Origin of the sequence: Paenibacillus tundrae (assembly GCF_036884255.1) — a bacterium.
Taxonomy (GTDB): Bacteria; Bacillota; Bacilli; order Paenibacillales; family Paenibacillaceae; genus Paenibacillus.
Genome location: NZ_CP145605.1, coordinates 3,469,969 through 3,493,111 on the forward strand (window position 1 = coordinate 3,469,969; position 23,143 = coordinate 3,493,111).

A 23,143-nucleotide genomic window follows, 5' to 3' on the forward strand; every position below is an offset into this window, starting at 1 on the left:
ATAAACCCGAAGAAAGGAGAACAAACCATGGATCTGCTCTGGGTACTCATTGTTGGTGGACTTATTGGCTGGTTAAGCGGCAACTTGATTGGACGGGACGTACCGGGCGGTGTTCTTGGAAACGTTATTGCGGGTTTTATCGGCTCCTGGTTAGGAACGGAATTGCTAGGACCAAGGGGGCCTGTGATTGGCGGGTTTCATATTATTCCAGCCATTGTTGGCTCTATTATTGCCCTGCTCATCTTCTTCGCTCTGGCACGTGGCGGAGCCTTCCGAAGACGTTAACAAAGAGAGGCGGAAATGGATACCGTCGTTCATTAGATAATTTTATAAAGATGCTGCCTTGACATGAAGGAACAAGATAAACACAAAAGAACCGAAAGCATTTCATCGATGGAAGATGAACACTTACGGTTCTTTTTTTATGTGTGCTTCCACCACAACTCCGTTCCTTCCTCATCGACCACTACGTAATCTTGAGCGTGATTTGCTGCTCGGAATGGAATTCACTGCTTTACTTATCGATCAGATAAAGCTTTACAAATATTTTACAAATTCTATCAAAAAAAGAGTTGATTTCTATTCTTTTTATGCTATATTTTACTAGAAATAAAAAAATATCCTAAAAGGAGCAGTCGACAATGAAAAAAATCGCAAAAAAATCGGTACTCATCTTGCTGGCACTGTTTATGCTTCAGATCACCCTCGTCTCGGCAGCTTCTGCGAAGAATTCTCTTACAGCAGGTGAATCACTAACACTAGGTCAATCACTTACATCGAACGACGGAAGATTTACTCTAATCATGCAGACAGATGGAAATCTAGTGCTTTACAAACAAGGAAAGTCGCTTTGGTCTACAAAAACAAGTGGTGCAAAATATCAATGGCGGGATCACACAGGTCATACAATCACAAGGTATCCGCAGGTGTTAAAAGTTGAAAATAATCTGCTTCGATTAACAGATTATAACGATTCTCATTGGTTTTGGTTTTCAAAAATACAGGACTGGACTAATGCCCATTACCAAGGTAATGTACCACCAGGCCTGAGTGGCGATACATTGGTTGTTCAAGACGATGGAAATGTTGTGTTCTACTCTACTGGAAAAGGTCCTGTATGGGCTACTAATACAGGTGGACATTAATAGCAACAAACAAAAGAGCCGCGCTTACTGCGGCTCTTTTCTTATCTGAACATCGTCAATTCTCCATGATTCAATTGGTGTTAAACTCCTTGCTTGCTTTAAGCAGTACCGTAACCGCTTCTGCTCGAGTTAATGCTGTATTAGGATTAAAGCGGTTCCCCTCCCTTCCTTGAAGAATCTCACGCTTCTTCAACATAGCAACAGCTGGTTTAGCCCACTCAGGAATGTTGCTGTCATCCTGAAAGTCCGTAATTATGGAGGATAAGGAATCAGGACTTTCAATCATTCTGGACACTATTGCAGCCATTTCAGCCCTAGTTACCGATCCATTTGGACGAATTGTGCCATCCGGATAACCTGTTACTGCAGATTGAGAAACGGCCCATTGCACGGCTGGTTTAGCCCAGCTTCCAATCTCCTCTTGATCAGTAAAATTCAATTCGAATTCACTCTGCTCGGATCCGAAGACATTCATGAGCATCATAAGAAATTCAGCTCTTGTAATCTCCTGATTCGGTTGAAAGCTACCGTCTGGATAACCCTGGGCAAGATTGGAACATGACGCTTGAATGATATATTGCTCACTCCAATGTCCCTCGATGTCCTTCAATTCCTGCGGATTCGCCTGACATGAAGGAGGCGCTATCTCTGAAGTTCGATGGATCGTTAATTGATATGTCAGTGTAGTTCCATCTTCCGCCGTTACGATAATATGAATGATGTTCTTGCCTGTCTGTAACAAAATACGTTCAGATTCTTTTCCTGACAGAACTTTTACTCCGTTGACCTGGATGGACGAACGAGAATTCTCTGCAGTCGCTTGGACAGTAAGGCCATCCGTCGAACTAGGGACATCAACTCTATAATCTGTTAATTTAGATGAGAAAGGCACTTTCCATTCTCCGATTGAGAGCACCAGCTGGGACAGTTCTGCTACATTCGACTTGGGAGCAGGAACTGGCGTTGGCGTAGGAGCAGGAAGATAACTACTGCCACTGCCACCGTTCTGCACAGGCTCAATCGCACTATTCTTTGCTCGCTCCACTTGAAGTGTATAGCTCTTCACCGATATTCCGTCAGGTGCTGTTACGCGGATACTGAACTTGTTATTTCCGACTTTCAGTGGCATAAGCTTACTTTCTTTTCCGTTTAGAACTTCTTCGTACTGCTCCCCTTGACCAACCTCAATTTTGGCGTTAGCCTCTACGGCTGTAGGCGTCACAATAATCGATGTTTGGCTGTAACCGACAGACCATGAATAGTCGGTTTGCAAGTGATCAAATTCAGGGAGTGGCTTTCCGTTTATACCAATTCCGCTAAGGTCTGCATTTTTATACGCTGTCCCTCCTAGATGAAAGGGCTTCGAGTGAACTTCTACGTGATTGCCTGCTTGATCCATAGCCTGAATATGCAAATACCATGTGCCGTCGGCATCCTTTAAGATCAGCTCTTCTCCTTCTTTAAAATGAGTCCATTTTGCTCCTGGTTCAGGAGAATCTTCACTTTGCGTCCAGATGTAGACCAGGGAGTCAACAGCAAGTTCACTGCCCCCCTCATCCGTAACTTGCACACTGGTCGTGGCAAAAGGTACAACTTGATCGTGCCCATCAGGCTCAAATGTGAGAGACGGAGCCGTTTTGTCGATTCGAATAGTACGTATGATCGTTTCCTCATGCCCCCGTTGATCTCTCATTCTATAATGAACGACATGTACGCCCTGCTGATTAAAATGCAGTAAGGTGTCAGCATCATGCGTTATCCATGTTTCGCCTTCATCTAAAGAATACTCCAGCGATTTCAGGCTATTGCTCTTATCGTACACCGAAGCAGCGGCTGTGATTGGCTCGTTCGTCCAAGCGTTATTCGTATATTCCTCTCCCGTATCGTCCACCATGTTCACAGTGACAACAGGTACGGATTGATCTAATCGAAATCGTTCCGAATGTTGTTCAACGATGGTAGCGCCACTGGAGTGTATAGCCCGTGTATGCAAATACCAATCTCCCGAAACGTTGTCTAAGGTGAATGTCTGCCCATTCGCGAAGGGTTGCCAATCAGCATCTTCATCTGGGGTCACTGTATTCTGTGACCAGGTGAAGTAAAGCTGCTGTTGATCCGTATGCGTAACGTTAACCGCCGTAGAAGCGTTAGTTGAATAAATTTCGTTACCGTTAGCAGTAAACGTAAATTCCGGTCTTCTGACAAAGTAGAAGTTATAGGTCAGACTCCCAGAATGCGAAGGAGAGGTTAAGATGGCCTTGAGGAGGGTCGTATCCCCTTGCAGCTGAATTAAAGGTGCATAACCTCCCCAAGCTTGGTTCATTCCATTGATTTGTGAACTGAGATCTTTATATTTAACCTTATCCCAGTAAAACCCCATTTTAATTCCATTTACTTGGTGGTGAGTTGATACCTCCACAAGCGTATAACTATCTTGTTGATTCTGCTGGAAATTAACATACACGATATGACCGTGCTGATCAGTTGCATAGATTCCTCCAATGATATCTTGTGGGATCGCTGGACTATCGGCCAAGTTATGGGCTACCTCAGACGGTTCATCCATCATCTTCTCTGTTTGTTTATTTTCATCTAAGGGTGTTGATAATTCTTCTTGAGTTACTTCTTGCATTTCCGGACTTTCTGAAGCTCTCGCAGTTATAGGAAAACTACTAAGAAGCAGAACAAATGACAATATCATCGATACGAAAATATTTATCTTATGAGGTCGTTGTGACCTCTGGAATGACCCATGCACTGTACCCCTCCTCGTTTCATTTTAACAAGAGAAAAACCGCCAACCCCTGGCGGCTAATCCACATTCCCGAACTTAAAGGAAGTCTATCTGATCTTGTTTAACACACACTGACATCTCCAAGTCCTGTTACCTTTAAACAAGACGGGACTTGATCTACTGGAAAACTCTCCTCCCATATACCGCTCCATCCCACAATCAATTTATAAATCGTAATTGTAACGTTAGCTCCTTCCGGAATGTCTGCACTCAGCGTCTCGGACTGATTCTCATTGAAGCGGTTAGTCTCCAGATGACCCCCTCCATCCCAATCCAATGCAAAGTATAGAACAACCGGTGACCAATGATTTTGAACCGTAACTGATATTTTTCCCATACTAATTCCCTCCAATTAATTGTTATATTGTGTTCCACATTTGAAATATTACATTTATATCCAGTCAAATTAAAGCAACTATAGTTGTTTTTTGAGTTGTATTACTCCATAAATTCTAAGATTTGCACATCAAAAAAAGCACATCACGCGGAGATGATGTACTTTTATCTTGGAAGTATTCATGTAAAAGAAATCGTAATTTACAAGAGGTTCCATTCATTGATCTTGGTGACTGCTTGTACACGGTTCTTAACATCAAGCTTTTGATAGATATGATGAATGTATCTCTTAACGGTTCCTGGCGAAAGAAAGAGCTGTTGAGCAATCTCATCATTTGAAAGCCCATCTACAATATGTTGCAAGAGTTCTCGTTCTCTTTTGGTAAAATGTATCTCTAGTTCTGCAGCCGGCTCTGGTGAATCTGTGCCTTGGATTAAGGATTCAGCTTGATAGGCTTGATTCAACTGGCCAGTGTAATCCTGTTCGTCTGCATCTTGGTCTGATGACCAACGGTGTAGCAATGTCATGAGGGGAATACCTTCATCAAGAAAAATACGGATATACCCTTCAGGTTCAGCCAGTTTAATAGCACGTTGTAAGGCATCATAAGCCTTATTCCGCTCATCATTGGCCTCGTGTGCCTCGGCAACTAATAGTAAAATCTCGATTTGGCTGCCGATTCGGTCTGTTCGTCTGGCTTCACTTAGCAATTTATTCAACCATGGGATTGCCTCTTGAAGTTGCTGGCGCGCCATCAATACACGTGCCAACGTAATCTGCTCATATTCACGTGTAACAATGGGTTTATCCGTTGCACTCATGTGTCTCTGGGCAAGCCAGGCATCCCCGTAATGGACGGTGACACCTTGCGAGATCTGAATCCGGATATGTGCAGCCTCCAGCAATCTTTCCCAGTGAGGAGCATGATGCTGTCTTAATTCCTCCAGTGCCAAACGTAAAGTCGCCTCTGCTTCTGCCACCTGACCACACGCTTTTAATATTTTCGATTGCAAAATAACGCCAGGCACCCAAACACTGAGGTTGCTCGTAGCATCACAAGTAGCAAGCGCCATTTCCATATACTTTCGTGCAGCCTCCAGATTATTCAGCTCATAATAGAGATCTGACAAGAAGATATACCCATGTCCTTCTAATGCATAATGAAGCATGGATCGTCTCTCTTCTGAAGTCGAAACCTTTGCCGACAAATACGCCATCTTTTTCAATCTTCCACCAAATCCAATCGGCCCTCGATACAAAAGCGCTTCCCCGATATTTACGACTTTAACAATCGATGCAAATTGCGCTATGCCTTCCCTGTTCTGATCCAACAGATCAACAAACGAATCCACGTCTCCTTGGTAGAACGCAACCGAGGTGCGGTAGAGATCTAATTTCATATGGAGAATAGCTTTTTCCTCTGCTGAAATAAAGTTCTCTTCTTGCATAAAAGTCTCAACGTTGTACAAGAAACGATTCGCATGGTCTAGCTTTCCTGATACAGCCATTGATCCCGCTTGGAAGTAGAACAGATCCGGATGAACAATCATATGTCGAAGAGGAATTTGATCTAACAGCTCCAGCAAAGTAGATTCATCACCGCTCGTAATGAGCGTGTTAAAATGTCTCTCCATACATGAGGCTGCGAGCGCAAAGTCCTCCGCTATGAGAGCATGCTGGATAGATTCCAGGGCTAGTCCTTCCTTGTCATACCAATGTGCTGCCCGTATGTGGAGCATCGCTCGCTCAGAAGGCTTCACCTGTTTATCCAGTCTTGAGTGCAACATATCCCCGAACAGATGATGGTAACGGAACCACGTCCTTGTATCATCCAATGGAATAATGAACAACCTCGAATTTTCAATGTCTTGAAGCAATGTTTTTGCCTCAGAATCATTCATCACAGCGGCCACTAAGGAAGGACAGAATGAGTTTAGAATAGACGTGGCTAGTAAAAGCGATTGTATACTTTCCGATTGTCTAGAGAGAACTTCATCTAACAGGTAATCAAAGATATTACGGTTATTTCCTGATAACTTATTCAGATAAACGATGCGATCTTGATGATCGGTGAAGGACAGGAGTGCAAGTATTAACCCCGCAACCCAACCTTCTGTCTTTTGCTCTAAAAGGACTAATTCTTCTTGTGTAAGTCGAGTGGACAAAGAATAGGATTGCAGCTCTTGTATCTCGCCTAATGTAAATCGCAGGTCATCGCTATTCAATTCTAGCAGTTCCTGTTGAACCCTCATACGGGAGAGAGACAGCGGTGGCAACGTTCTACTGAGTAAGACAATGGACATATGTGTAGGGAGATGTTCGATGAAGAAGTGCATACTTTCGTGAATTTCCAGACCCGTAATCACATGATAATCATCCAAGACAAAAGTGATATTGTGCGGGAAAGAATATAGTTCGTTCAACAGTAAAGAGATAGCCGTCTCAATGGAACCATCTCGGACAGACTGGATGAATAACTCCGTTTGATCTAAAAAGGTGGGTACGATGATTTGAATCGATGCCTGTAAACTTAACCAGAACCGCACAAGATGATTATTTGTTGTTTCTAAGGAAACCCAAGCAACTTGATCCGAATGGATACGAGCCCACTCTGCCGCAATCGTCGTTTTACCAAAACCTGCAGGAGCAGAAATAAGCGTTACCTTAGGACGGTGACTGTCTGTAAGCTTATACAATAATCTATTGCGACTTACATGATTGGCAGCTTGCTTAGGTATGGTTACTCGCGAGGCAATGACCGATTGTTGGGCAAATGACAATGGAACTCTGTACTGGGATGACGAATTCATTGGAATCTTCCTTTATATCGTGGTATGACTTGATTGATATTGCATCAATGGATATCACACATCTAAGGTTCATTATATGTATATTAACATGGTAGCGCTCTTAAAACCTATGAAATAGCTGATTTTCGAATCCTGTTTTTGACCTTTGTTAGATGAAGGAATCACACTCGATGAACGTTTTTGAGATGTGGAGAATGTGGAGCGTGCCCAGCGATGGCAATCGCTCCACTCCCGACAATCGAACCAACCATTGCCATTTGAAAAGGTTCCTTATTTACTTAGCTCCTCCAGAATACCCATCCCTCTTTCAAAGCCGCTTACCCGATGTTAAGTTTGATCCACGATTGTAGGGCTGATTTAATCAAGGTACTAATTCAAGGTGCATCTTGGCTTCAGCTTCATCCCATGGCACCGAGTAACCTGCTCCCTTGGCGCAAAAAATAGATGAAGATGTATATAGTGGGTCTGCCTCTTTGCGGTAGTCCATCCGCTCTATGACTTCCTCCGTGTTATGGCAGCGGTCGTATCCACTGAACACGCAGCGCATACTGCCTCGTCCATGCGTAAAGGACGCCAATTCCGCACTGTAGTTCATGAAAGTTGATACGGGCACTCTGCCCGTGACCACTGCTTGCGTTCCATCTGTCTCTGGCGGATTAAATGTACCTGAAGCACGCTGAATATCCGACAGCACCCTGCCCATTTCATCGAGAGTGACTTTGATTTTGAAATCGTAATAGGGCTCTAGCAGCACGATGTCTGCCTTCTCCAGACCCTGACGTAATGCTCGAAAGGTAGCCTCACGAAAATCGCCGCCATGGGTATGTTCTTTATGCGCGCGACCCCTCAGCAGCGTGATGTTCACGTCGGTGACTGGCATACCGGTCAGCAGTCCGTGATGCTCCCGTTCGTAGAGGTGATTCCGAATCAGATTCTGATAGCTGATATTCAGATCATCGACATGACATCTGCTATCGAACGTGATGCCGGTTCCCCTTTCTCCCGGTTCAATTAGCAGATGCACTTCTGCATAATGTCTGAGCGGTTCAAAGTGGCCGTACCCAATCACAGCCGAATGAATTGTTTCCTTATACAAGATTTCCGGTTGTCCAAAAGAGATAACGAAGCCAAACCGCTCTCCAACAATCTGCTCTAACACTTCCAGTTGAATCAATCCCATGACGCGGATAGAAATCTCCTGCAATTTCTCATCCCAAACGACGTTTAGAGACGGCTCCTCTGCCTCAAGCGTGCGAAAAGCACCGAGCACCTTCTGAACATGTATTGAATCGTCGAAAATCACTTTCGATTGTAACGTCGGCTCCGAATCGTAAGTTAACTTGTCAGATATCGACCCTAGACCTTGTCCGGTCTCGGTCGCGGATAATCCGGCAACGGCAAACAAATCCCCGGCTTCTACTTGTTCCACCGAATGCGATTTAAGGCCGTTAAACAAGAAAAGTCGCGTAATTTTTTCGTCATATTGAACCCCGCCGCTCTCATAACTAAGTTGTTCTCTCACCTTCAACCGACCGCCCAGTGCCTTAATGAACGTGAGTCTCGCTCCCCCTGCATCGTGCCGAATTTTATAAACTCTACCCTGGAACGAAGCATCCTCGTCATAAGTGGTTGTCGTCAGCAGGTGCAGCTGATCCAGAAATTCAACAACCCCAGTATCCTGAAGCGCAGAACCGTGAGCACAAGGGAAGAGAAGACCGTCCGCAATCATCTTCTGCAAGGCTTTCAACCAGAAACCAGAATCGTCTCTCCCCTCCAGAAAAGCTTCCAGCAAGGTTTCGTCCCGCTCCGCCATAGCCTCACGCAGCGGTTCAGCGATGATACCGTCAGCGAACCTCTCGGTAATACAACATACTTCCCCTGTCAACTGCTGCCGAATATCCGACTCGGTTCTCTTTGCATCCGCTCCAACTCGATCCGTCTTGTTTATAAAGAAAAATGTTGGGATCCGATGTTTCCGCAGTAGCTGCCAGACTGTTTCCGTATGACCCTGGACACCCTCGACTGCGCTTACGATCAAAATGGCATAATCAATGACCTGAATTGCCCGCTCCATCTCTGGGGAGAAATCGACGTGTCCAGGCGTATCTATTAAATAGTAGCTGTCACCTTTATACTCTAGTACCGCCTGATCTGCGAACACGGTAATGCCCCTTGCCCGCTCGATGTCGTGGCTGTCCAGAAACGCATCCTGATGATCCACCCGCCCTCGCGACCGGATACTGTTCGTATGGTACAGCAGTTGTTCGGCAAAAGTTGTTTTACCTGCATCCACATGGGCGAACAGGCCAATCGTTAGTCGTTTCATAGAATCCCACTTTCAACATTTCTTGTTATTACTGCTCATTTCATTAAAGCATAGAAATCGGGAGAGTGGGTAGAGTTTGGCTTAGGGATGAATTAGTCAACTTTAATCATTTTATCAAAACAGTATGAATCTCTATCATAGCCATTATGCTCATAGAAAGCATGGGCTCCAGTTCGTTTCATTCCGGATAACAACTTCAGTATAATCATCTGGAATAATTTCTCGTTGTTTGATCATTGATGAAGCAATCATAGTCGTTTAATTAATTAACTCTTTTGCTGTGCTCTCCTATAACGTCTTAACCAGTGCAAGTCTATGAAACCCAGACGTATAATAGTTCATATCGACATGTTCCCTTTGAAACTTCATTCGTTCATAAAATGCGAGTGCTGCTTGATTTTTTTCATGATCAAGCGTATAAAGCATGACATCACCGTGTCCGAATTCAGTTATTTTTGTACAAATCTTAGAGATTAGTCTATGTGCAACTCCTTGTCGAAGGTGAGATTTGCTCGTAACAACACCAACGATTTCATACCGGTTAACAGTAGGCTGAAGAATGTAGCCAGCATGACCTATGACCATATCCGCTTCATCAAGCATGACATAATAAGTATGGATACGCTCATCCGGCATGTCTAAATATGAATCCCAGCGCACAGGATACTGCTCGCGAATAAACGCCGGAAACTGAAACTCATGATCTTTCATCATTTTCAGCACAACTGGGATGTCTAGCGCTTGAAAAAGGCGAATTGTCATTCTTCTTATCCTCCTACTGAAAAGTGTGCATGTAGACATCCTTAATGTTACCGGCCATATAATATGGATACTCTAATTTCTGCTGAACTTGAAGAACAACCTCTGTACTCGTCAACATTTCAACCATATAAAGCCCCAGGTCTATAGAAGCTGTAACCCCCGCACCAGTTACCGTATTACCGTCACGCACGACACGCGCTGGAATTACTTCTGCGCAATAAGGAGCTAGTAAATCATAAGCTGATGAGTTTGTAGTAGCCTTTTTTCCATTCAGGAATCCTGCTGCGCCTAATAACAGTGCCCCTGTACAAATAGAAATCTTATACGGTACGTTCTCTGCCGTTCGAACCCAACCCATGAAATTCTCATCCAATCTAAGCATTCTAGTTGATAATCCACCGGGGAAAAACACTAGATCAAAATCACCTAGATTAGGTAACACCGCATCAGATTTCATTTTCAGACCCCGATCATCTGTAATTTCATCCTTGTTTGAACAGAATGTCCATGATACGTTTTCCTTCGCTTTTAGAATCGCTAGCCAAGTTACCGCTTCATAAAATCCAGCTAGGTCCATGCTTGTCATTCCATCGAATAACACAAACGCCATTTTCATTGCCGCTACCATCCTCTCAATACCTGAATAATAAAAAAAGTGTTTGATCAACAGATCAAACACTTTGCCCAGGCGTACGGCTTTTAAAATATGTGCTTCCTCGTGGTTCACTCCACGTTTACGCCAGTCACACATACCAGAAATTTAACTCTAAGTATACATGACAGCTTTTTCCTTTGTAAATGTATGAAGTTTATACATACTTTCACTTCCGTGTTTTAACTAACCTGACTGTCAGCTTTATAAATTAATGAGGAAACAACCGCTTGTCCTTGACTTGGGACACTACTTTTTGACCAGAACTGTTAAATCTCCTTCAAAAACGAGCTCTTCTTTACTATTAAAGGTAGAAAACTTCACCGTTACAAGACCTGTTTTGTTTTTCAAACTTGTGATATCCTCTTTCGTGAGCTCAAGAGATTTGGTTATAAACGTCTGTCCAACAAAAAAATCATTCAATTTCATAGGTAAAACTCCTTTGTTGCCATGTATGATTACTTCATTTATTTATGAATAAAGTTAACTCGATTATCAATTGTAACACTTGATATTAGTACTTGATACTATTTTCATTATGGAAGTCCTCATGTTTCTTATATTTATAGGAATATATGGTTCTTGGGAGATCAAAATACACTGAAATGTTTCATTATAGGGCAGTTTGTTTTAATTTATCAACAGCTGACTTCCCGAAATATTACAAGCTGGACTAGTACATACTAAGGAACAGTTGGCTGAAGCATACATAATGGAGGTCTCTTCATGGTATTTACAATCACAATTATCATCGTTGCACTTTTTGCAATATGGGGAGCCGTCGCTCCTGATCAGCTGGCGGATGTGGCTAACGTTGCCTACAACTTCTCAATTCAGAATTTTGGCTGGTTTTATTTGCTAGCGACACTGTTCTTCCTGATCTTCGCTTTTTATCTGGCGTTCAGCCGATTTGGCGGGATCAGGCTGGGAGACGAAGATGATGAACCAGAATATTCTACGGTTTCCTGGCTGTCCATGCTGTTTAGCGCTGGTATGGGCATTGGACTGGTTTTTTGGGGAGTAGCTGAGCCGCTATCTCACTATTTATCTGCCCCGGAGGGAGCAGAAGCCCAAACAACTCAGGCAGCAAGACTTTCGATGCGTTATTCCTTTTTCCACTGGGGACTCCATCCTTGGGCTATCTATACCGTCATCGGCCTAGCACTTGCTTACTTCCAGTTCCGTAAAGGCTACAAAGGGCTGATCAGTTCCACCTTTATTCCTCTAATCGGTGAGAGACTTGCTACAGGCTGGCTTGGCAAGGTCATTGATATTCTGGCGGTCATTGCCACCATCTTCGGTGTTGCAACCTCGCTTGGGTTGGGTGCGCTTCAGATCGGTGGGGGTCTCGATTACTTATTCGGTATTCCTAACTCGACAATGTCACAGATTATCATTATCTCGGTTGTAACCGTACTGTTTCTAATCTCAGCAACCTCCGGTCTGGATAGAGGTATTAAGATTCTGAGCAACACCAACCTCGTTTTAGCTGTGCTATTGATGTTGTTTGTATTAGTGACTGGACCGACTTCTTTTATATTTGACACATTCACAACAACCTTGGGCAGTTACATGCAGAACATTATTAACATGAGTTTGAGACTGACGCCGTTCTCAAGAGAAGCCTGGATTGGAGCATGGACATTATTTTACTGGGCGTGGTGGATCTCGTGGGCGCCTTTTGTCGGTACTTTTATCGCAAGGGTATCCAGAGGAAGAACTATAAAGGAATTTGTAATTTATGTCATGCTTATTCCAAGCCTTTTCGGATTTATCTGGTTCTCTGTCTTCGGCGGTACAGGACTTCATATGGAATTGTTCAATGCCGCTCATCTGGCCGAAGCCGTCAAGGAAGATACGACGACCGCTTTATTCCTTATGCTGGAGCAGCTGCCTTTGGGCACAATCTTAGCAGTAGTCGCTACACTCCTGATCATGTTCTTCTTTATTACGTCGGCTGATTCCGCTACGTTTGTGCTGGGCATGCTGACCTCAGATGGCAAGCTAGATCCGAGTATTAAAGTGAAATTAACCTGGGGATTCATGCAATCCGCCATCGCGGTAGTACTGCTGTTCAGCGGGGGACTGAGCGGACTGCAGACGGCCTCCATTGTGACCGCACTGCCGTTCGCCGTTGTTCTTATTGGTATGTGTATCTCTCTGCTCAAAGCTCTACAGGCTGAGGACAGGGAGCGCCGACAGAAGGAAAAACGGCAGCGCCAAAAGCTAAAACGACTGCTGGAGGAACAAGAAAACCCACTGAATGAAATCCTCGGCGGATAATGTATACGTAATCTCGGAACAGATGGTACCCGTCTTTGTCTTTAGGCGGGTATCTTTTTTTATCGCTCCAGACTACTGAAAAATCGCTCAACAAAAACATCGCAATATTTTTTTTTTCAGATACACCGTGTTAAAAATATATTGTTCTATATGCTCAAGCTTGCGCAGACTGCGTACCAGTACTTTCCAATCCTCTTCAGACAGATCAGGATCATCGTCTATCTTCATCAAAGCATTTTTTACACGTCTAGATAACTGTTTAACATACAGATGGTTTTTGAATTTTGGCAGAATACATTAAGTTAAGTCACAGCTCACAAAACGAACACCGTCTAAAATGCAGTTTTCAAAATCAGCGATTAGCTTTTGTTTGCCATTTCCCTCAAACGTAATATCCACTAGCTTACCAGTAAAGGAACAATTGACGATATTAGCGACTTGTAAAATTCGGTCGTTGAATTTACATTTATCAAAAAACGTAGCATTCTCCAATGTCATACCTCTCATATCACAAAGAGAAAATTCACAGTTGGTGAAAATTGCTTCGTCTTTGGCAATGCCAACCGAGCTTAAGTCAGAACGAATAAATGTACAATTATCAATTCTACTAGCAGCAAAAAATCTTGCATTCGTAAGAAAGTATCAAATACAAGATGACGCAGGTGACAGCTCCAAAATATAGGTGAACCAACATTTGAGTTTATTTGGGTCGTTCCACTTATCGTTTCGTGTTCATAGCTTACAATATCAGCAAATAATTCGTTGTTTAACGACACACCTGACTCAAGTCTTCTCATCCTACTACCCTATCATTTCTTCAGAATCTTTCACAATTACGAATACCTTACATGATTTTATAAAACTATACTAGTGTATGTTCAATTAGTTATTAGTTCCTTCTCTAAATTCCTCTTTTGCTTTTTGTGAGAATGCAATTATTGAAATTTCAAATACAACAAAGAAACCGCTGTAATAGCGGCTCCTTTGTATTTTAACCCTTTTGCTCGTCCCCTTGCTCTTCCTGCACAATTCGAGCGATGTGAATCATTAGATACAATAGTTCCTCGTTTGATATAGAGATATTTAACATGTTTTGCACATATGTTTTGATCATCTCCGCACATTTGTATTCAAGTGGATGCTCCTTCACCATATGCTGGAAGATGAATTCTTTCGGCGAATTGCCTATCCGACCCTCTTGTAAACGCTGGATAAAAAATTGTAGGTGAGTGACGAGTCTCACATAATGGATGGAGTTTTTGTTTATTTGCATATCAAAGCTGTATTGGATAATGTTGAAAATATCTTTTAACATTTTGACGGATTGCATCGTGCGCTCCATATTCTGTTCATGCGTTTGAGCATTAACAAAATGAAAAGCAATATTTCCCGCTTCCTCTTCCGTAAGCTCGATGCCAAGTTCCTGATTGAGCATGTGGACGGCTTCCAAGCCTAGTTCGAATTCGACAGGGTGAAACCGCTGGATTTCCCACAACATGCGATTCTGTAAAGATACACCTTTTTTCCAGCGTTCTATGGCAAATGATAAGTGATCCATAAGTGTAAAGAAGATTTGATCGTCAAGTGAGAGCTTTTCTTTGGCATTTGAAATGAGTTTGTTAATGACGTTCACATGTGATTCCGGCATCTTTTCAATGGTTCGTACATAAGCCTGAGCGGACGGATTATTTAGCAGAATGAATCGTTTCTGGATATGCTCTTCATCGAGTTGCTCCCCGACTTTTCCCTTGAATGCCAAGCCTTTACCCATGACAATCACTTCTTGTCCCTGTTCATCTTTGGTCAGCAGCAAGCTGTTATTCAATATTTTGATTACTTTCATGCTTTATCACGATCCTTTATTCTTTCGTGACCGCCTGATCCGAATTTCCGATACCTCTACCATTTTGTTTAATGACCTCCTGATACCACGAGAAGCTTTTCTTCTTCAAGCGTTTCAAGTCTTTGAGATCATGTTCACCACGGTTTACATAGATCATACCATAACGTTTCCCATAGCCCTGATGGGTGCTTACTACGTCAATAACGGACCAAGGGCAGTAACCGATTACATCAACACCATCTGTTAGAGCCAGCTTGATCTGCTCCAGATGTTTCTCGATAAAGTCAATTCGGTACGTGTCGTTAATCGTGTAATCTGCTTCCAATACATCCGGAGCTCCTATGCCGTTTTCCGTAATTAAAATCGGGAGACCGTATCGTTCACTTACCTTACGCAATGTCAATCTTAGGCCAATCGGGTCAATAACCCAGCCATACTTGGTTTTTTCTGTATAAGGATTCTCCGCAGCGCGGTACACTCCCTGCTCGCCTAGCATAATTTGTTGATCACCCGCTCGAGCTGAAACGTCCGATGCATCGCCCGTGCTGGCGGCAATGGTTGCCGTCGAATAATAATTGATAGCTATAAGATCGGGACGACCCGATTGAATATCCTCCATGTCACCCTGCTCCATAATTAGCTCGATTCCACGTTCCTGCAAATAACTCCAGAATAATGGATTATACCGTCCCCACACCGATAAGTCTAGAAATGCCCATCCGCGAATCGTCTCCCAGTTATGTGCAGCGATTGCGTCTACTGGTCTGCAGGTTGCTTGATACATCGAAGTCATGTTCAACGCAGGACCAATCTTACCTTGCGGTAACATTTCATGAAACAGTCGCATCGTTCTGCCTTGTGCCACAAACATGTGATGATTTTGTTGATAAAGTTCCTTACGAGATGGCAAACATCCGCCTTTTGGTGTACCAATGGCACCTGGGTGGAGAATCATCGTATTTTGCTCATTAATGGTCAGCCAATATTTCACTTTATGCCCGTATTGCTCAAACAAGATACGCCCGTACTCGACAAAGGCATCTATCGTCTCCCGGTTGTTCCATCCTCCAGTTTTCTCTAGTTCATAGGGCAAGTCGAAATGGTACATGGTCACAATGGGTTCAATACCATGGAGCAGTAATTCGTCAATCAATTGGTGATAAAAATCGAGTCCCTTCTCATTGATAGCTCCTGTCCCTGAAGGCAAGATTCGAGTCCAGGCAATTGAAAAACGATACGCCTTGAGACCCAGCTCTGCAAAAAGCTTCACGTCTTCTCTGAATCGGTGGTAGTGATCACTTGCAACCGTGAAATCGGCTGTTCCAGACGGATGATCACACATATCGATGACGGACAGGCCTTTGCCATCTTCGTTCCAGGCTCCCTCCACTTGATAGGCAGAGGTAGAGCCACCCCACAAAAATTCTTCGGGGAATGGTTTGATGTGTTGATATAACATCTCAAGCACTCCTTCAGTTTAAATGTTGATTATGATGTATAACGGACTGTATTACGCTTGTTTTGAAAGATGGATAATTGTCGTTCCAACCTCCACACTACTCTGGTTCTCCAGCTTAATATCCGGGAAACGATCCGAATTGGCAATAATGATCGGGGTTATGACTTCGTAGCCTTCTGCCTTGATGGCTTCGATATCAAAGCTGATTAACAAGTCACCCCGTTGTACCCGATCCCCTACTTTAATAGAAGAGTCGAAATGTCTTCCCTTCAGATTGACGGTATCCACTCCAATATGAATGAGTACCTCTTCTCCATCGGAACCATTTATTTTGACCGCATGTTTGGAATCCATGAAAGCCGTGACTTCACCTGTAATCGGCGCATATAGTTCTCCTTTTGCAGGAATAATTGCAGTGCCCTTACCTAGTAATCCCAAAGAGAATACATCGTCTGGTACACGATCTAGATGGACTAATTCACCTTGCAACGGGCTGGCGATCGTATGTGTACGTAATTCATTATGAACCGGTACAGCAGCATTTGTTGTTTCAGCAGACTGTGTGCCTGAAGTGTTCTCTTTAACGTGCTGCTCAGAAATCGCCTTGTCATCTTTAACGTTTGTATCGCCTTCTTCTTCATCCACTGGATCCTCAAAACCAATGACCCATGTCAGAGCAAATGTCACGACAAAGGCGATCAGACAAGTCACAATGGCATGAACGATATTCATCGGATTGCTTCCAATGAAGGCAGGCAGTGCAGCAAGACCCGGAGAAACAAAGGCATAACGTACTAGTCCAGTCAGACCAGCGTACACCCCAGCTACTCCACCACCAATCATTGCGGCAATCAAGGGTTTCTTTAGTTTCAGCGTTACGCCATACAAGGATGGCTCCGTGATACCCAGAACAGCAGTGAAACCAGATGAGGCAGCGAGTTGCTTGAGTTTTTTGTTTTTTGTTTTTAGGGCTACAGCTAGCGTCGCACCACCTTGAGCAATATTCGAGGCAAGCATGCCCGGACCGTTGATCATTTCATATCCACTCTTCGTTAATTGACTCGTTGCAATAGGCGTCATTGCCCATGCCGTACCTGTAACAATTAGGAATGGTTGTAAAGTTCCCATTAACAATGGAATCAGCCAACTCGCTCTGTTATTAATTGCTTCTGCGCCCATTGCAACCAGATCATTCAGGTATGTTCCGAAAGGCCCGATCGCCACTAATGCAAGTGGTGCTGTAATCAAAAGCACAAGCATCGGTTTCGTGAAAAATTTGATCATCGAAGGTGATACGCGATCTGCGAAACGTTCAATATAAGACATGAGCCAAACAACAATAATAATCGGCAGAACGGAGCCTGCATAATCGGTTAATCGCACTGGAACACCGATGAAAAACACATCTTTCCCTTCACTCATCAGAGCGCTCCAACCTGGGTGCAGTAACACGCCTGCAATCGTCATCGCCAGAATTGGACTTGTTTCAAACTTAATGGAAGCACCATAAGCCAGCAGGATAGGCATGAAATAGAACGCTGCGTCAGCAATGGTGTTAAGGATATAATAGTTTTGACTCTCCGTCGTTACGAGACCTGTCAGTACAAGTACAGCCAATATCGCTTTGATCATACCAGCACCAATGATTGCCGGAATGACGGGAGTAAATGTTGTAGAGATTACGCTAATAAATCTAGAGATCCAGCTATGTTTTTGTTTTGGTGACTTACTATTGCTTGAATCAGATTGAGAGCCCTCACTTCGACTTGCTGATCCCATCTGCTGAGTAATAGCTCGGTAGACTTGCTGCACCTCATTACCTACGACCACCTGATATTGCCCACCATTGTTCACAACGGTAATAACGCCTGGAAGTGCTTTGAGCTTTTCCGTTTCCGCTTTGGAGATATCGTGCAGTTCGAACCGAAGTCGGGTCGCGCAGTGCGTAAGCCGAACGATATTATCCTTTTTTCCAACCAACTCTGTAATCTCATGTGCCAACTTGCGATAATCCATACCTATGCCTCATTTCTAAATTTTGGGTATAAAAAAGACCAAAACGATAAGCCTTCCCCTATTCACATAGGGAAATGCAAAATCATTTTGGTCATGCCTGCATTACCAGTAACAGCCAAACACTGCTGATATTAAATTTGCTTTTTGTGTAAACGTTTACTCGATCATATTATCACACAACAAGTTAATTAGCAATCCGTTTTTTCGACATAATTCTACTTTTTTTAAAAAAAGAACTGCAACAAGAGAGTAGACCTCTCGGAGGTTTGAAAATTGAATGAATCTAACTTAATTACTCCACTCTCTTCTATTTGATTTACAACTGGATGCTGCTCCATCCGCTTACATCACATTGCCCATGATCATTATTACCCACCGCAACCATTGTACCATCAGATTTAAGACCAATAGTATGAGCACAGCCTGCCGAAACAGCCCTCATGTCATGCCAACCACTTACATCGCATTGGTGATGTTTATTTAAACCCACCGCAACCAGCGTACCATCAGATTTAAGACCAACGGTGTGATAACTCCCCGCTGCAACTGCTACAATATCGCGCCAGCCGCTTACGTCGCACTCACCATCATTATTTCTACCCACTGCCACTACCGTGCCATCCGATCTAAGTCCAACAGTATGAAGATACCCCGCCGAAACAGACGATATGCTGCTCCATTCGTTTACGTTGCATTGCCGATATTTATTGTTACCCACCGCTGTTACCGTGCCATCTACTTTTAGCCCTACTGTATGCCAGTCACCCGCCGTGACTGCTACAATATCGCGCCAGCTACTTACGTTGCATTCACCTTCATTATTTCGACCCACCGCAACCACCAACCCATCTGATGTTACCCCGACAGTACGACACCAACCTGCTGCAACTGTTACAATATTGCTCCAATCGCTTACATTGCATTGGCCATGCTTATTCCAACCTACGGCCGTTACAGACCCATCAGATATAAGACCAACGGTATGGGCATTTCCCGTGTTTGTCGCCATATGTACATTACCAGCAACGACTGTGACGATACCACACCAATCGCTTACATTACATTGACCGTGTTTATTATCACCTACTGCCGTTACCGTTCCATCAGAAATAAGACCAACCGTATGACGACGACCCGCCGCTATGGTAACGTTACGTAAACGTATCGTCTCAAACTCCGCTTCCTTTCGTGAATTGTAGTCCATATTTTGCCTCCACAACAATTTAAAATTCTGTCAATTCTCCGTTAGCTCAACAATAATTCATCCGTTTAGGCGAGAGTCATCTCGTTCAACTAAAATTGTTACATTCTAGACTACTGAAGAATCGCTCAACAAAAACATCACCATATATTTTCTTCATATGTGCGGTGTTGAAAATATATTGTTCCATCTGCTCAAGCTTGCGCAGACTACGTACCAGTACCTTCCGATCATCGTCAGATAGATTATTGTCATCCTCAATCTTCGTCAAAGCATTTTTCACACGTGCGGATACCTGTTCAACATACAGATGATTTTTGGATTTTGGTGAAATACATTGTGTCAGGTCACAGCCCACAAAACGAACACCATCAAGGATACAGTTTTCAAAATTGGCGATTAGCTTTTGTCTGCCATTTCCCTCAAACGTGATATCCACTAGCTTGCCGGTAAAGGAACAATTGACGATTTTTGCCGCTTGTAATATCCGGTCATTGAATCTACATTTAACAAAAGTACAGTCGATAAACGTAGCATTCTCCAATGTCATGCCTCTCATATCGCAGGAGGAAAATTCGCAATTGGTGAAAATAGCTTCGTCTTGGGCAATACCAACTGAGCGCAAGTCGGAACGAATAAATGTACAATCATCAATCGTACTACCGGCAAAAAATTTCGCATTCGTAAGATCGCAGGTATCAAATACTAGATGATGCAGGTTACAGCTCCAAAATATCGGCGAGCCAACATTCGAGTTTATTATGGTTGATCCACTTATCGTTTCGTGTCCATACCTGACAATATCAGTAAACAATTCATTATCTACCGATATTCCTGACTCAAATTTTCTCATCCCTATCACCCTATAATTTCTTCGTTTAGATTATTGTTAGTATTTTTCAAGTTCTGATTTTAAATCCTCAATAAGCGTATCAACATCTAATAAAGCCTCACACTTCTTCTGAATCTACCACTTTTTTAATGAAGTATTCATAACGTATATTTGCAGGCAGATTGATGACAGATTCAAATTCTTTCTGATTCATAGTTCCTCCTAAGTGCTTAAAACACGGTTCGTTAGACTAGCGATTTGTATTGGTATAATTTACTCATTAAACTGTGTTCTCATCTTTGTTAAAGTTTACAAGCATTATGAAGACAAAGACAGGAGTTTTAATTGACATGAACGTTCTCAGTAAATCCATCATTACTCTGCTTTGCGTCACGACATTGGCGGGCGCGTATTTCAGCTTAACAGAGCATCAGAGTAAACGACAATTTGAGCAGCAGCAACAGAGCAATACGCAATACTGGTCGTATATGCAGTCGATCTACTTGCGTGAATTTGACTATGCGCTTGCGGAGTCCCTTGCAGCATCTTCAATTACAGATCGGCAAGCAGCACTTCAATCTGCGATTGAAAACGCCAATTATATCTTGCAATATGTAAGAATCGGATCCGTTACAATGAACTTTCAAAATGGGTCATTTGAGTCCTTTATCACGGACGCCAGCCGTTATTTGGCTTATCCTGCCAGCGAAAAGGAAATCTCGCTCAACGCGGATCAATTAGAACAAATTGAGCGTCTGAGAAAGTTTGCAAAGACCGCTCTGCCGTATCTCGAACAGATGAGATATAAAGCTGTTTACTCCTCTATATCAGATGTACAACAGGTCTCGACCGAAATGGAAGAGGCTTTGTCTCAACTCGACTCAGTCTCTACGTATGGCAATAAAGCTTTTAACGAGTTCCTGTACAACCAGAATCCTTACATACCTCCGAAGCCTGGAACCGTGTTCGCTGGTGAAACCACTTATAAGGCAACAGAGCTTGCAGCCAAAGCGAAAATTTTCATGGGCGAGGCATGGAATAAGGGCGTAGGTAAGCAAATCGTCCACATGTCCTCTGGCGGGAGTAGCCCCCAGTACGGAGAAGTTATGGATTTCAATTTATCGGACACCAATGGGAAATCAACCAGCTCCTATACTGCAACGCTGAGTAAAAGCGGACACGTGCTCCAAGTAACAAGCAACGGCTCGATCTCTAATGAAGCAGCTGTAAAGCAATCTATGGACTTCAAGCAAGCTGTCGCGGTTGCCGACAACTGGATGTCGCGTTGGTCTGACGAAAGTATGACATTAGTAGCGAAAAAGTTAAATGATACCTCCATTTTTCTCACGTATATTCCAGTTCGGGAGCAAGTTCCCATTCCACAGATGAAAGTTGTATGGCAATTTGATTCGCGTACTGGTGCGTTGAAGAGCTTTGATGCGTATCGTTATTTCTCTCATTACAATAAAACCTTCCCACTTCATCCGAAGCTGACAATGGAGCAAGCTTCCATGAAGCTTAGCTCAATAGTAAAGGTTTCCGGTAAGCCAAAACTGGAAATCCACAACGACAAGCTCGTATATGCATTTCCCGTCACAGGGATCGAAGGCGTTTCTCGCGTCTACATCAACGCCCGCACAGGCGCTGGTGAAGGCATCAATTATAGCCTGTAACCTCACAAATCTAGGCAGTCTCATGAATGCTCTCGCGCAGGGCTGCCTTAGATTTTGCACATGCCAATTTTGTATTTTTAGCATCCGCAATATCATAATCTAAAATGGCTGGATACATCCCACCAATTGGTTTTATGTTTAGAGTACCTGCTGATGATTAATACAACTCCAAGTAAATGCCAAATTACTTTACTATCCAATATCCCTAAAGGTATATAAAAAAAGGATCGATAGCAATTCTGCAACGATCCCAATTGTCCACCCGTTAGTTGTAAACCGCAGGTAATCACGTTGATTCTTTTTTTACTAAACTACCGCTTCTCGTAGCTTAATGTCGAACTCCTAAGCATACATCTTTTGAATTGCCATTTCAATTTGTTTGTTAAATTTCGCATTCTTCGAATTGTCTGCGTTTTCATGATGCCAATACAGAATAAGAACATTTTTGTATTCATAGATGTTTGGTATTTGCATATCATACTTTTCTTTTTGATGATTGAAATCATTAAGGCCTTCTTTTCGAGCTGCCTCTGAACTAAAAATGTATACTGAAATGTACTCTTTATAAACTTCTTTTACATTTGGTCGGGATACAGAAAACCTGTTGGCGTTAACGTTATTTAATACCCAATTATTATTCGGTTCCTCTTTAAACATTTCAATTCCCTCAGTTTTCAAAGCGGCTGTCACTTTATCCAAAGTAAGATTATTTTCGTTTTCCGTCGCAAGTTTCTTCTCTTTATCATTCACATTCACTTGCTCATTTCCCGTTTGACCAGAGAAACATCCAGTTAAAATGAGGCAAATGGCTATCAATGTAATTAATATTTTTTTCATAATAATCCCCCTTTTCATGAGTTATCGACGTTAGAATATGGGGGAAGGTTGCTAAGATAAGGAATTATGCTATCCTGCACTTTAGCTTAATGATGTCATCCGTCTAATATAATTTTTCCGTTCGATACTGTCCCTAAAGTTATACCTTTATGGACAGAAAATAAGATTAGCGT

Annotated in this window: 17 protein-coding genes and 1 riboswitch; of the genes, 4 read left to right on the forward strand and 13 right to left on the reverse strand. The window is 43.0% G+C overall.

From position 1 onward, the window contains the following. The first annotated feature begins 27 nt into the window (after positions 1–27). The gene (locus V6W81_RS15570) at positions 28–285 is read left to right on the forward strand and encodes a GlsB/YeaQ/YmgE family stress response membrane protein (RefSeq protein ID WP_091029919.1); all 258 of its coding nucleotides are present in this window, start codon (positions 28–30) and stop codon (positions 283–285) included. Positions 286–641: 356 nt separating this feature from the next. Continuing rightward, a complete protein-coding gene (locus V6W81_RS15575) occupies positions 642–1,145 on the forward strand; it encodes a hypothetical protein (protein WP_338539629.1) in 504 nt (167 codons plus the stop codon). 70 nt (positions 1,146–1,215) lie between these two features. On the opposite strand, the gene V6W81_RS15580 is transcribed toward V6W81_RS15575, so the two are convergent. The 7 genes from V6W81_RS15580 to V6W81_RS15610 form a co-directional block, all read right to left on the reverse strand. Continuing rightward, positions 1,216–3,777, reverse strand: a complete 2,562-nt coding sequence (locus V6W81_RS15580; RefSeq protein WP_338539630.1) for an S-layer homology domain-containing protein — start codon at positions 3,775–3,777, stop codon at positions 1,216–1,218. A gap of 223 nt (positions 3,778–4,000) precedes the next feature. Continuing rightward, entirely contained in the window at positions 4,001–4,276 is a 276-nt protein-coding gene (locus V6W81_RS15585; protein WP_338539631.1) for a hypothetical protein, read from the reverse strand. Between the two features lie 200 nt (positions 4,277–4,476). Continuing rightward, entirely contained in the window at positions 4,477–7,086 is a 2,610-nt protein-coding gene (locus V6W81_RS15590) for a LuxR C-terminal-related transcriptional regulator (RefSeq protein WP_338539632.1), read from the reverse strand. Positions 7,087–7,447: 361 nt separating this feature from the next. Then, positions 7,448–9,412 (reverse strand): translation factor GTPase family protein, encoded by a 1,965-nt coding sequence (locus V6W81_RS15595; RefSeq protein WP_338539633.1) that lies wholly within the window; start codon positions 9,410–9,412, stop codon positions 7,448–7,450. Positions 9,413–9,700: 288 nt separating this feature from the next. Continuing rightward, positions 9,701–10,174: a GNAT family N-acetyltransferase gene (locus tag V6W81_RS15600; RefSeq protein ID WP_338539634.1), complete on the reverse strand. Its 474-nt coding sequence runs from the start codon at positions 10,172–10,174 to the stop codon at positions 9,701–9,703. 13 nt (positions 10,175–10,187) lie between these two features. Next, positions 10,188–10,790, reverse strand: a complete 603-nt coding sequence (locus V6W81_RS15605) for a DJ-1/PfpI family protein (protein ID WP_338539635.1) — start codon at positions 10,788–10,790, stop codon at positions 10,188–10,190. 59 nt (positions 10,791–10,849) lie between these two features. After that, positions 10,850–10,931: riboswitch (ZMP/ZTP riboswitch) on the reverse strand. A 144-nt stretch (positions 10,932–11,075) separates the two neighbouring features. Next, complete coding sequence (locus V6W81_RS15610; RefSeq protein WP_338539636.1) at positions 11,076–11,255, reverse strand: hypothetical protein; 180 nt, start codon at positions 11,253–11,255, stop codon at positions 11,076–11,078. Positions 11,256–11,552: 297 nt separating this feature from the next. On the opposite strand from V6W81_RS15610, the gene V6W81_RS15615 reads away from it, so the two are divergent. Beyond that, a complete protein-coding gene (locus V6W81_RS15615) occupies positions 11,553–13,109 on the forward strand; it encodes a glycine betaine uptake BCCT transporter (protein WP_145047761.1) in 1,557 nt (518 codons plus the stop codon). Between the two features lie 991 nt (positions 13,110–14,100). On the opposite strand, the gene V6W81_RS15620 is transcribed toward V6W81_RS15615, so the two are convergent. The 5 genes from V6W81_RS15620 to V6W81_RS15640 form a co-directional block, all read right to left on the reverse strand. Then, on the reverse strand, positions 14,101–14,952 hold the full coding sequence (locus V6W81_RS15620; protein ID WP_338539637.1) for a PRD domain-containing protein: 852 nt from the start codon (positions 14,950–14,952) through the stop codon (positions 14,101–14,103). 16 nt (positions 14,953–14,968) lie between these two features. After that, positions 14,969–16,411 carry a glycoside hydrolase family 1 protein gene (locus V6W81_RS15625; RefSeq protein ID WP_338539638.1) on the reverse strand — a complete coding sequence of 481 codons (1,443 nt, stop codon included), beginning with the start codon at positions 16,409–16,411 and terminating at the stop codon, positions 14,969–14,971. A 51-nt stretch (positions 16,412–16,462) separates the two neighbouring features. After that, positions 16,463–18,427, reverse strand: coding sequence for a beta-glucoside-specific PTS transporter subunit IIABC (locus V6W81_RS15630; RefSeq protein WP_338539639.1), 1,965 nt, complete (start codon positions 18,425–18,427; stop codon positions 16,463–16,465). A 316-nt stretch (positions 18,428–18,743) separates the two neighbouring features. Next, complete coding sequence (locus tag V6W81_RS15635) at positions 18,744–19,631, reverse strand: RCC1 domain-containing protein (RefSeq protein ID WP_338539640.1); 888 nt, start codon at positions 19,629–19,631, stop codon at positions 18,744–18,746. Between the two features lie 85 nt (positions 19,632–19,716). Then, complete coding sequence (locus tag V6W81_RS15640) at positions 19,717–20,481, reverse strand: pentapeptide repeat-containing protein (RefSeq protein WP_338539641.1); 765 nt, start codon at positions 20,479–20,481, stop codon at positions 19,717–19,719. 329 nt (positions 20,482–20,810) lie between these two features. On the opposite strand from V6W81_RS15640, the gene V6W81_RS15645 reads away from it, so the two are divergent. After that, positions 20,811–22,133, forward strand: coding sequence for a hypothetical protein (locus V6W81_RS15645; RefSeq protein ID WP_338539642.1), 1,323 nt, complete (start codon positions 20,811–20,813; stop codon positions 22,131–22,133). Positions 22,134–22,475: 342 nt separating this feature from the next. On the opposite strand, the gene V6W81_RS15650 is transcribed toward V6W81_RS15645, so the two are convergent. After that, complete coding sequence (locus tag V6W81_RS15650) at positions 22,476–22,970, reverse strand: hypothetical protein (protein ID WP_338539643.1); 495 nt, start codon at positions 22,968–22,970, stop codon at positions 22,476–22,478. Between the last annotated feature and the right edge of the window lie 173 nt (positions 22,971–23,143).

Excerpts from the sequence above, each read along its gene's own strand:
- V6W81_RS15570 (WP_091029919.1), top strand. The coding sequence starts at position 28 with ATGGATCTGCTCTGGGTACTCATTGTTGGTGGACTTATTGGCTGGTTA.
- V6W81_RS15575 (WP_338539629.1), top strand. The coding sequence starts at position 642 with ATGAAAAAAATCGCAAAAAAATCGGTACTCATCTTGCTGGCACTGTTT.
- V6W81_RS15580 (WP_338539630.1), bottom strand. The coding sequence starts at position 3,777 with ATGCAAGAAGTAACTCAAGAAGAATTATCAACACCCTTAGATGAAAAT.
- V6W81_RS15585 (WP_338539631.1), bottom strand. The coding sequence starts at position 4,276 with ATGGGAAAAATATCAGTTACGGTTCAAAATCATTGGTCACCGGTTGTT.
- V6W81_RS15590 (WP_338539632.1), bottom strand. The coding sequence starts at position 7,086 with ATGAATTCGTCATCCCAGTACAGAGTTCCATTGTCATTTGCCCAACAA.
- V6W81_RS15595 (WP_338539633.1), bottom strand. The coding sequence starts at position 9,412 with ATGAAACGACTAACGATTGGCCTGTTCGCCCATGTGGATGCAGGTAAA.
- V6W81_RS15600 (WP_338539634.1), bottom strand. The coding sequence starts at position 10,174 with ATGACAATTCGCCTTTTTCAAGCGCTAGACATCCCAGTTGTGCTGAAA.
- V6W81_RS15605 (WP_338539635.1), bottom strand. The coding sequence starts at position 10,790 with ATGAAAATGGCGTTTGTGTTATTCGATGGAATGACAAGCATGGACCTA.
- V6W81_RS15610 (WP_338539636.1), bottom strand. The coding sequence starts at position 11,255 with ATGAAATTGAATGATTTTTTTGTTGGACAGACGTTTATAACCAAATCT.
- V6W81_RS15615 (WP_145047761.1), top strand. The coding sequence starts at position 11,553 with ATGGTATTTACAATCACAATTATCATCGTTGCACTTTTTGCAATATGG.
- V6W81_RS15620 (WP_338539637.1), bottom strand. The coding sequence starts at position 14,952 with ATGAAAGTAATCAAAATATTGAATAACAGCTTGCTGCTGACCAAAGAT.
- V6W81_RS15625 (WP_338539638.1), bottom strand. The coding sequence starts at position 16,411 with ATGTTATATCAACACATCAAACCATTCCCCGAAGAATTTTTGTGGGGT.
- V6W81_RS15630 (WP_338539639.1), bottom strand. The coding sequence starts at position 18,427 with ATGGATTATCGCAAGTTGGCACATGAGATTACAGAGTTGGTTGGAAAA.
- V6W81_RS15635 (WP_338539640.1), bottom strand. The coding sequence starts at position 19,631 with ATGGACTACAATTCACGAAAGGAAGCGGAGTTTGAGACGATACGTTTA.
- V6W81_RS15640 (WP_338539641.1), bottom strand. The coding sequence starts at position 20,481 with ATGAGAAAATTTGAGTCAGGAATATCGGTAGATAATGAATTGTTTACT.
- V6W81_RS15645 (WP_338539642.1), top strand. The coding sequence starts at position 20,811 with ATGAACGTTCTCAGTAAATCCATCATTACTCTGCTTTGCGTCACGACA.
- V6W81_RS15650 (WP_338539643.1), bottom strand. The coding sequence starts at position 22,970 with ATGAAAAAAATATTAATTACATTGATAGCCATTTGCCTCATTTTAACT.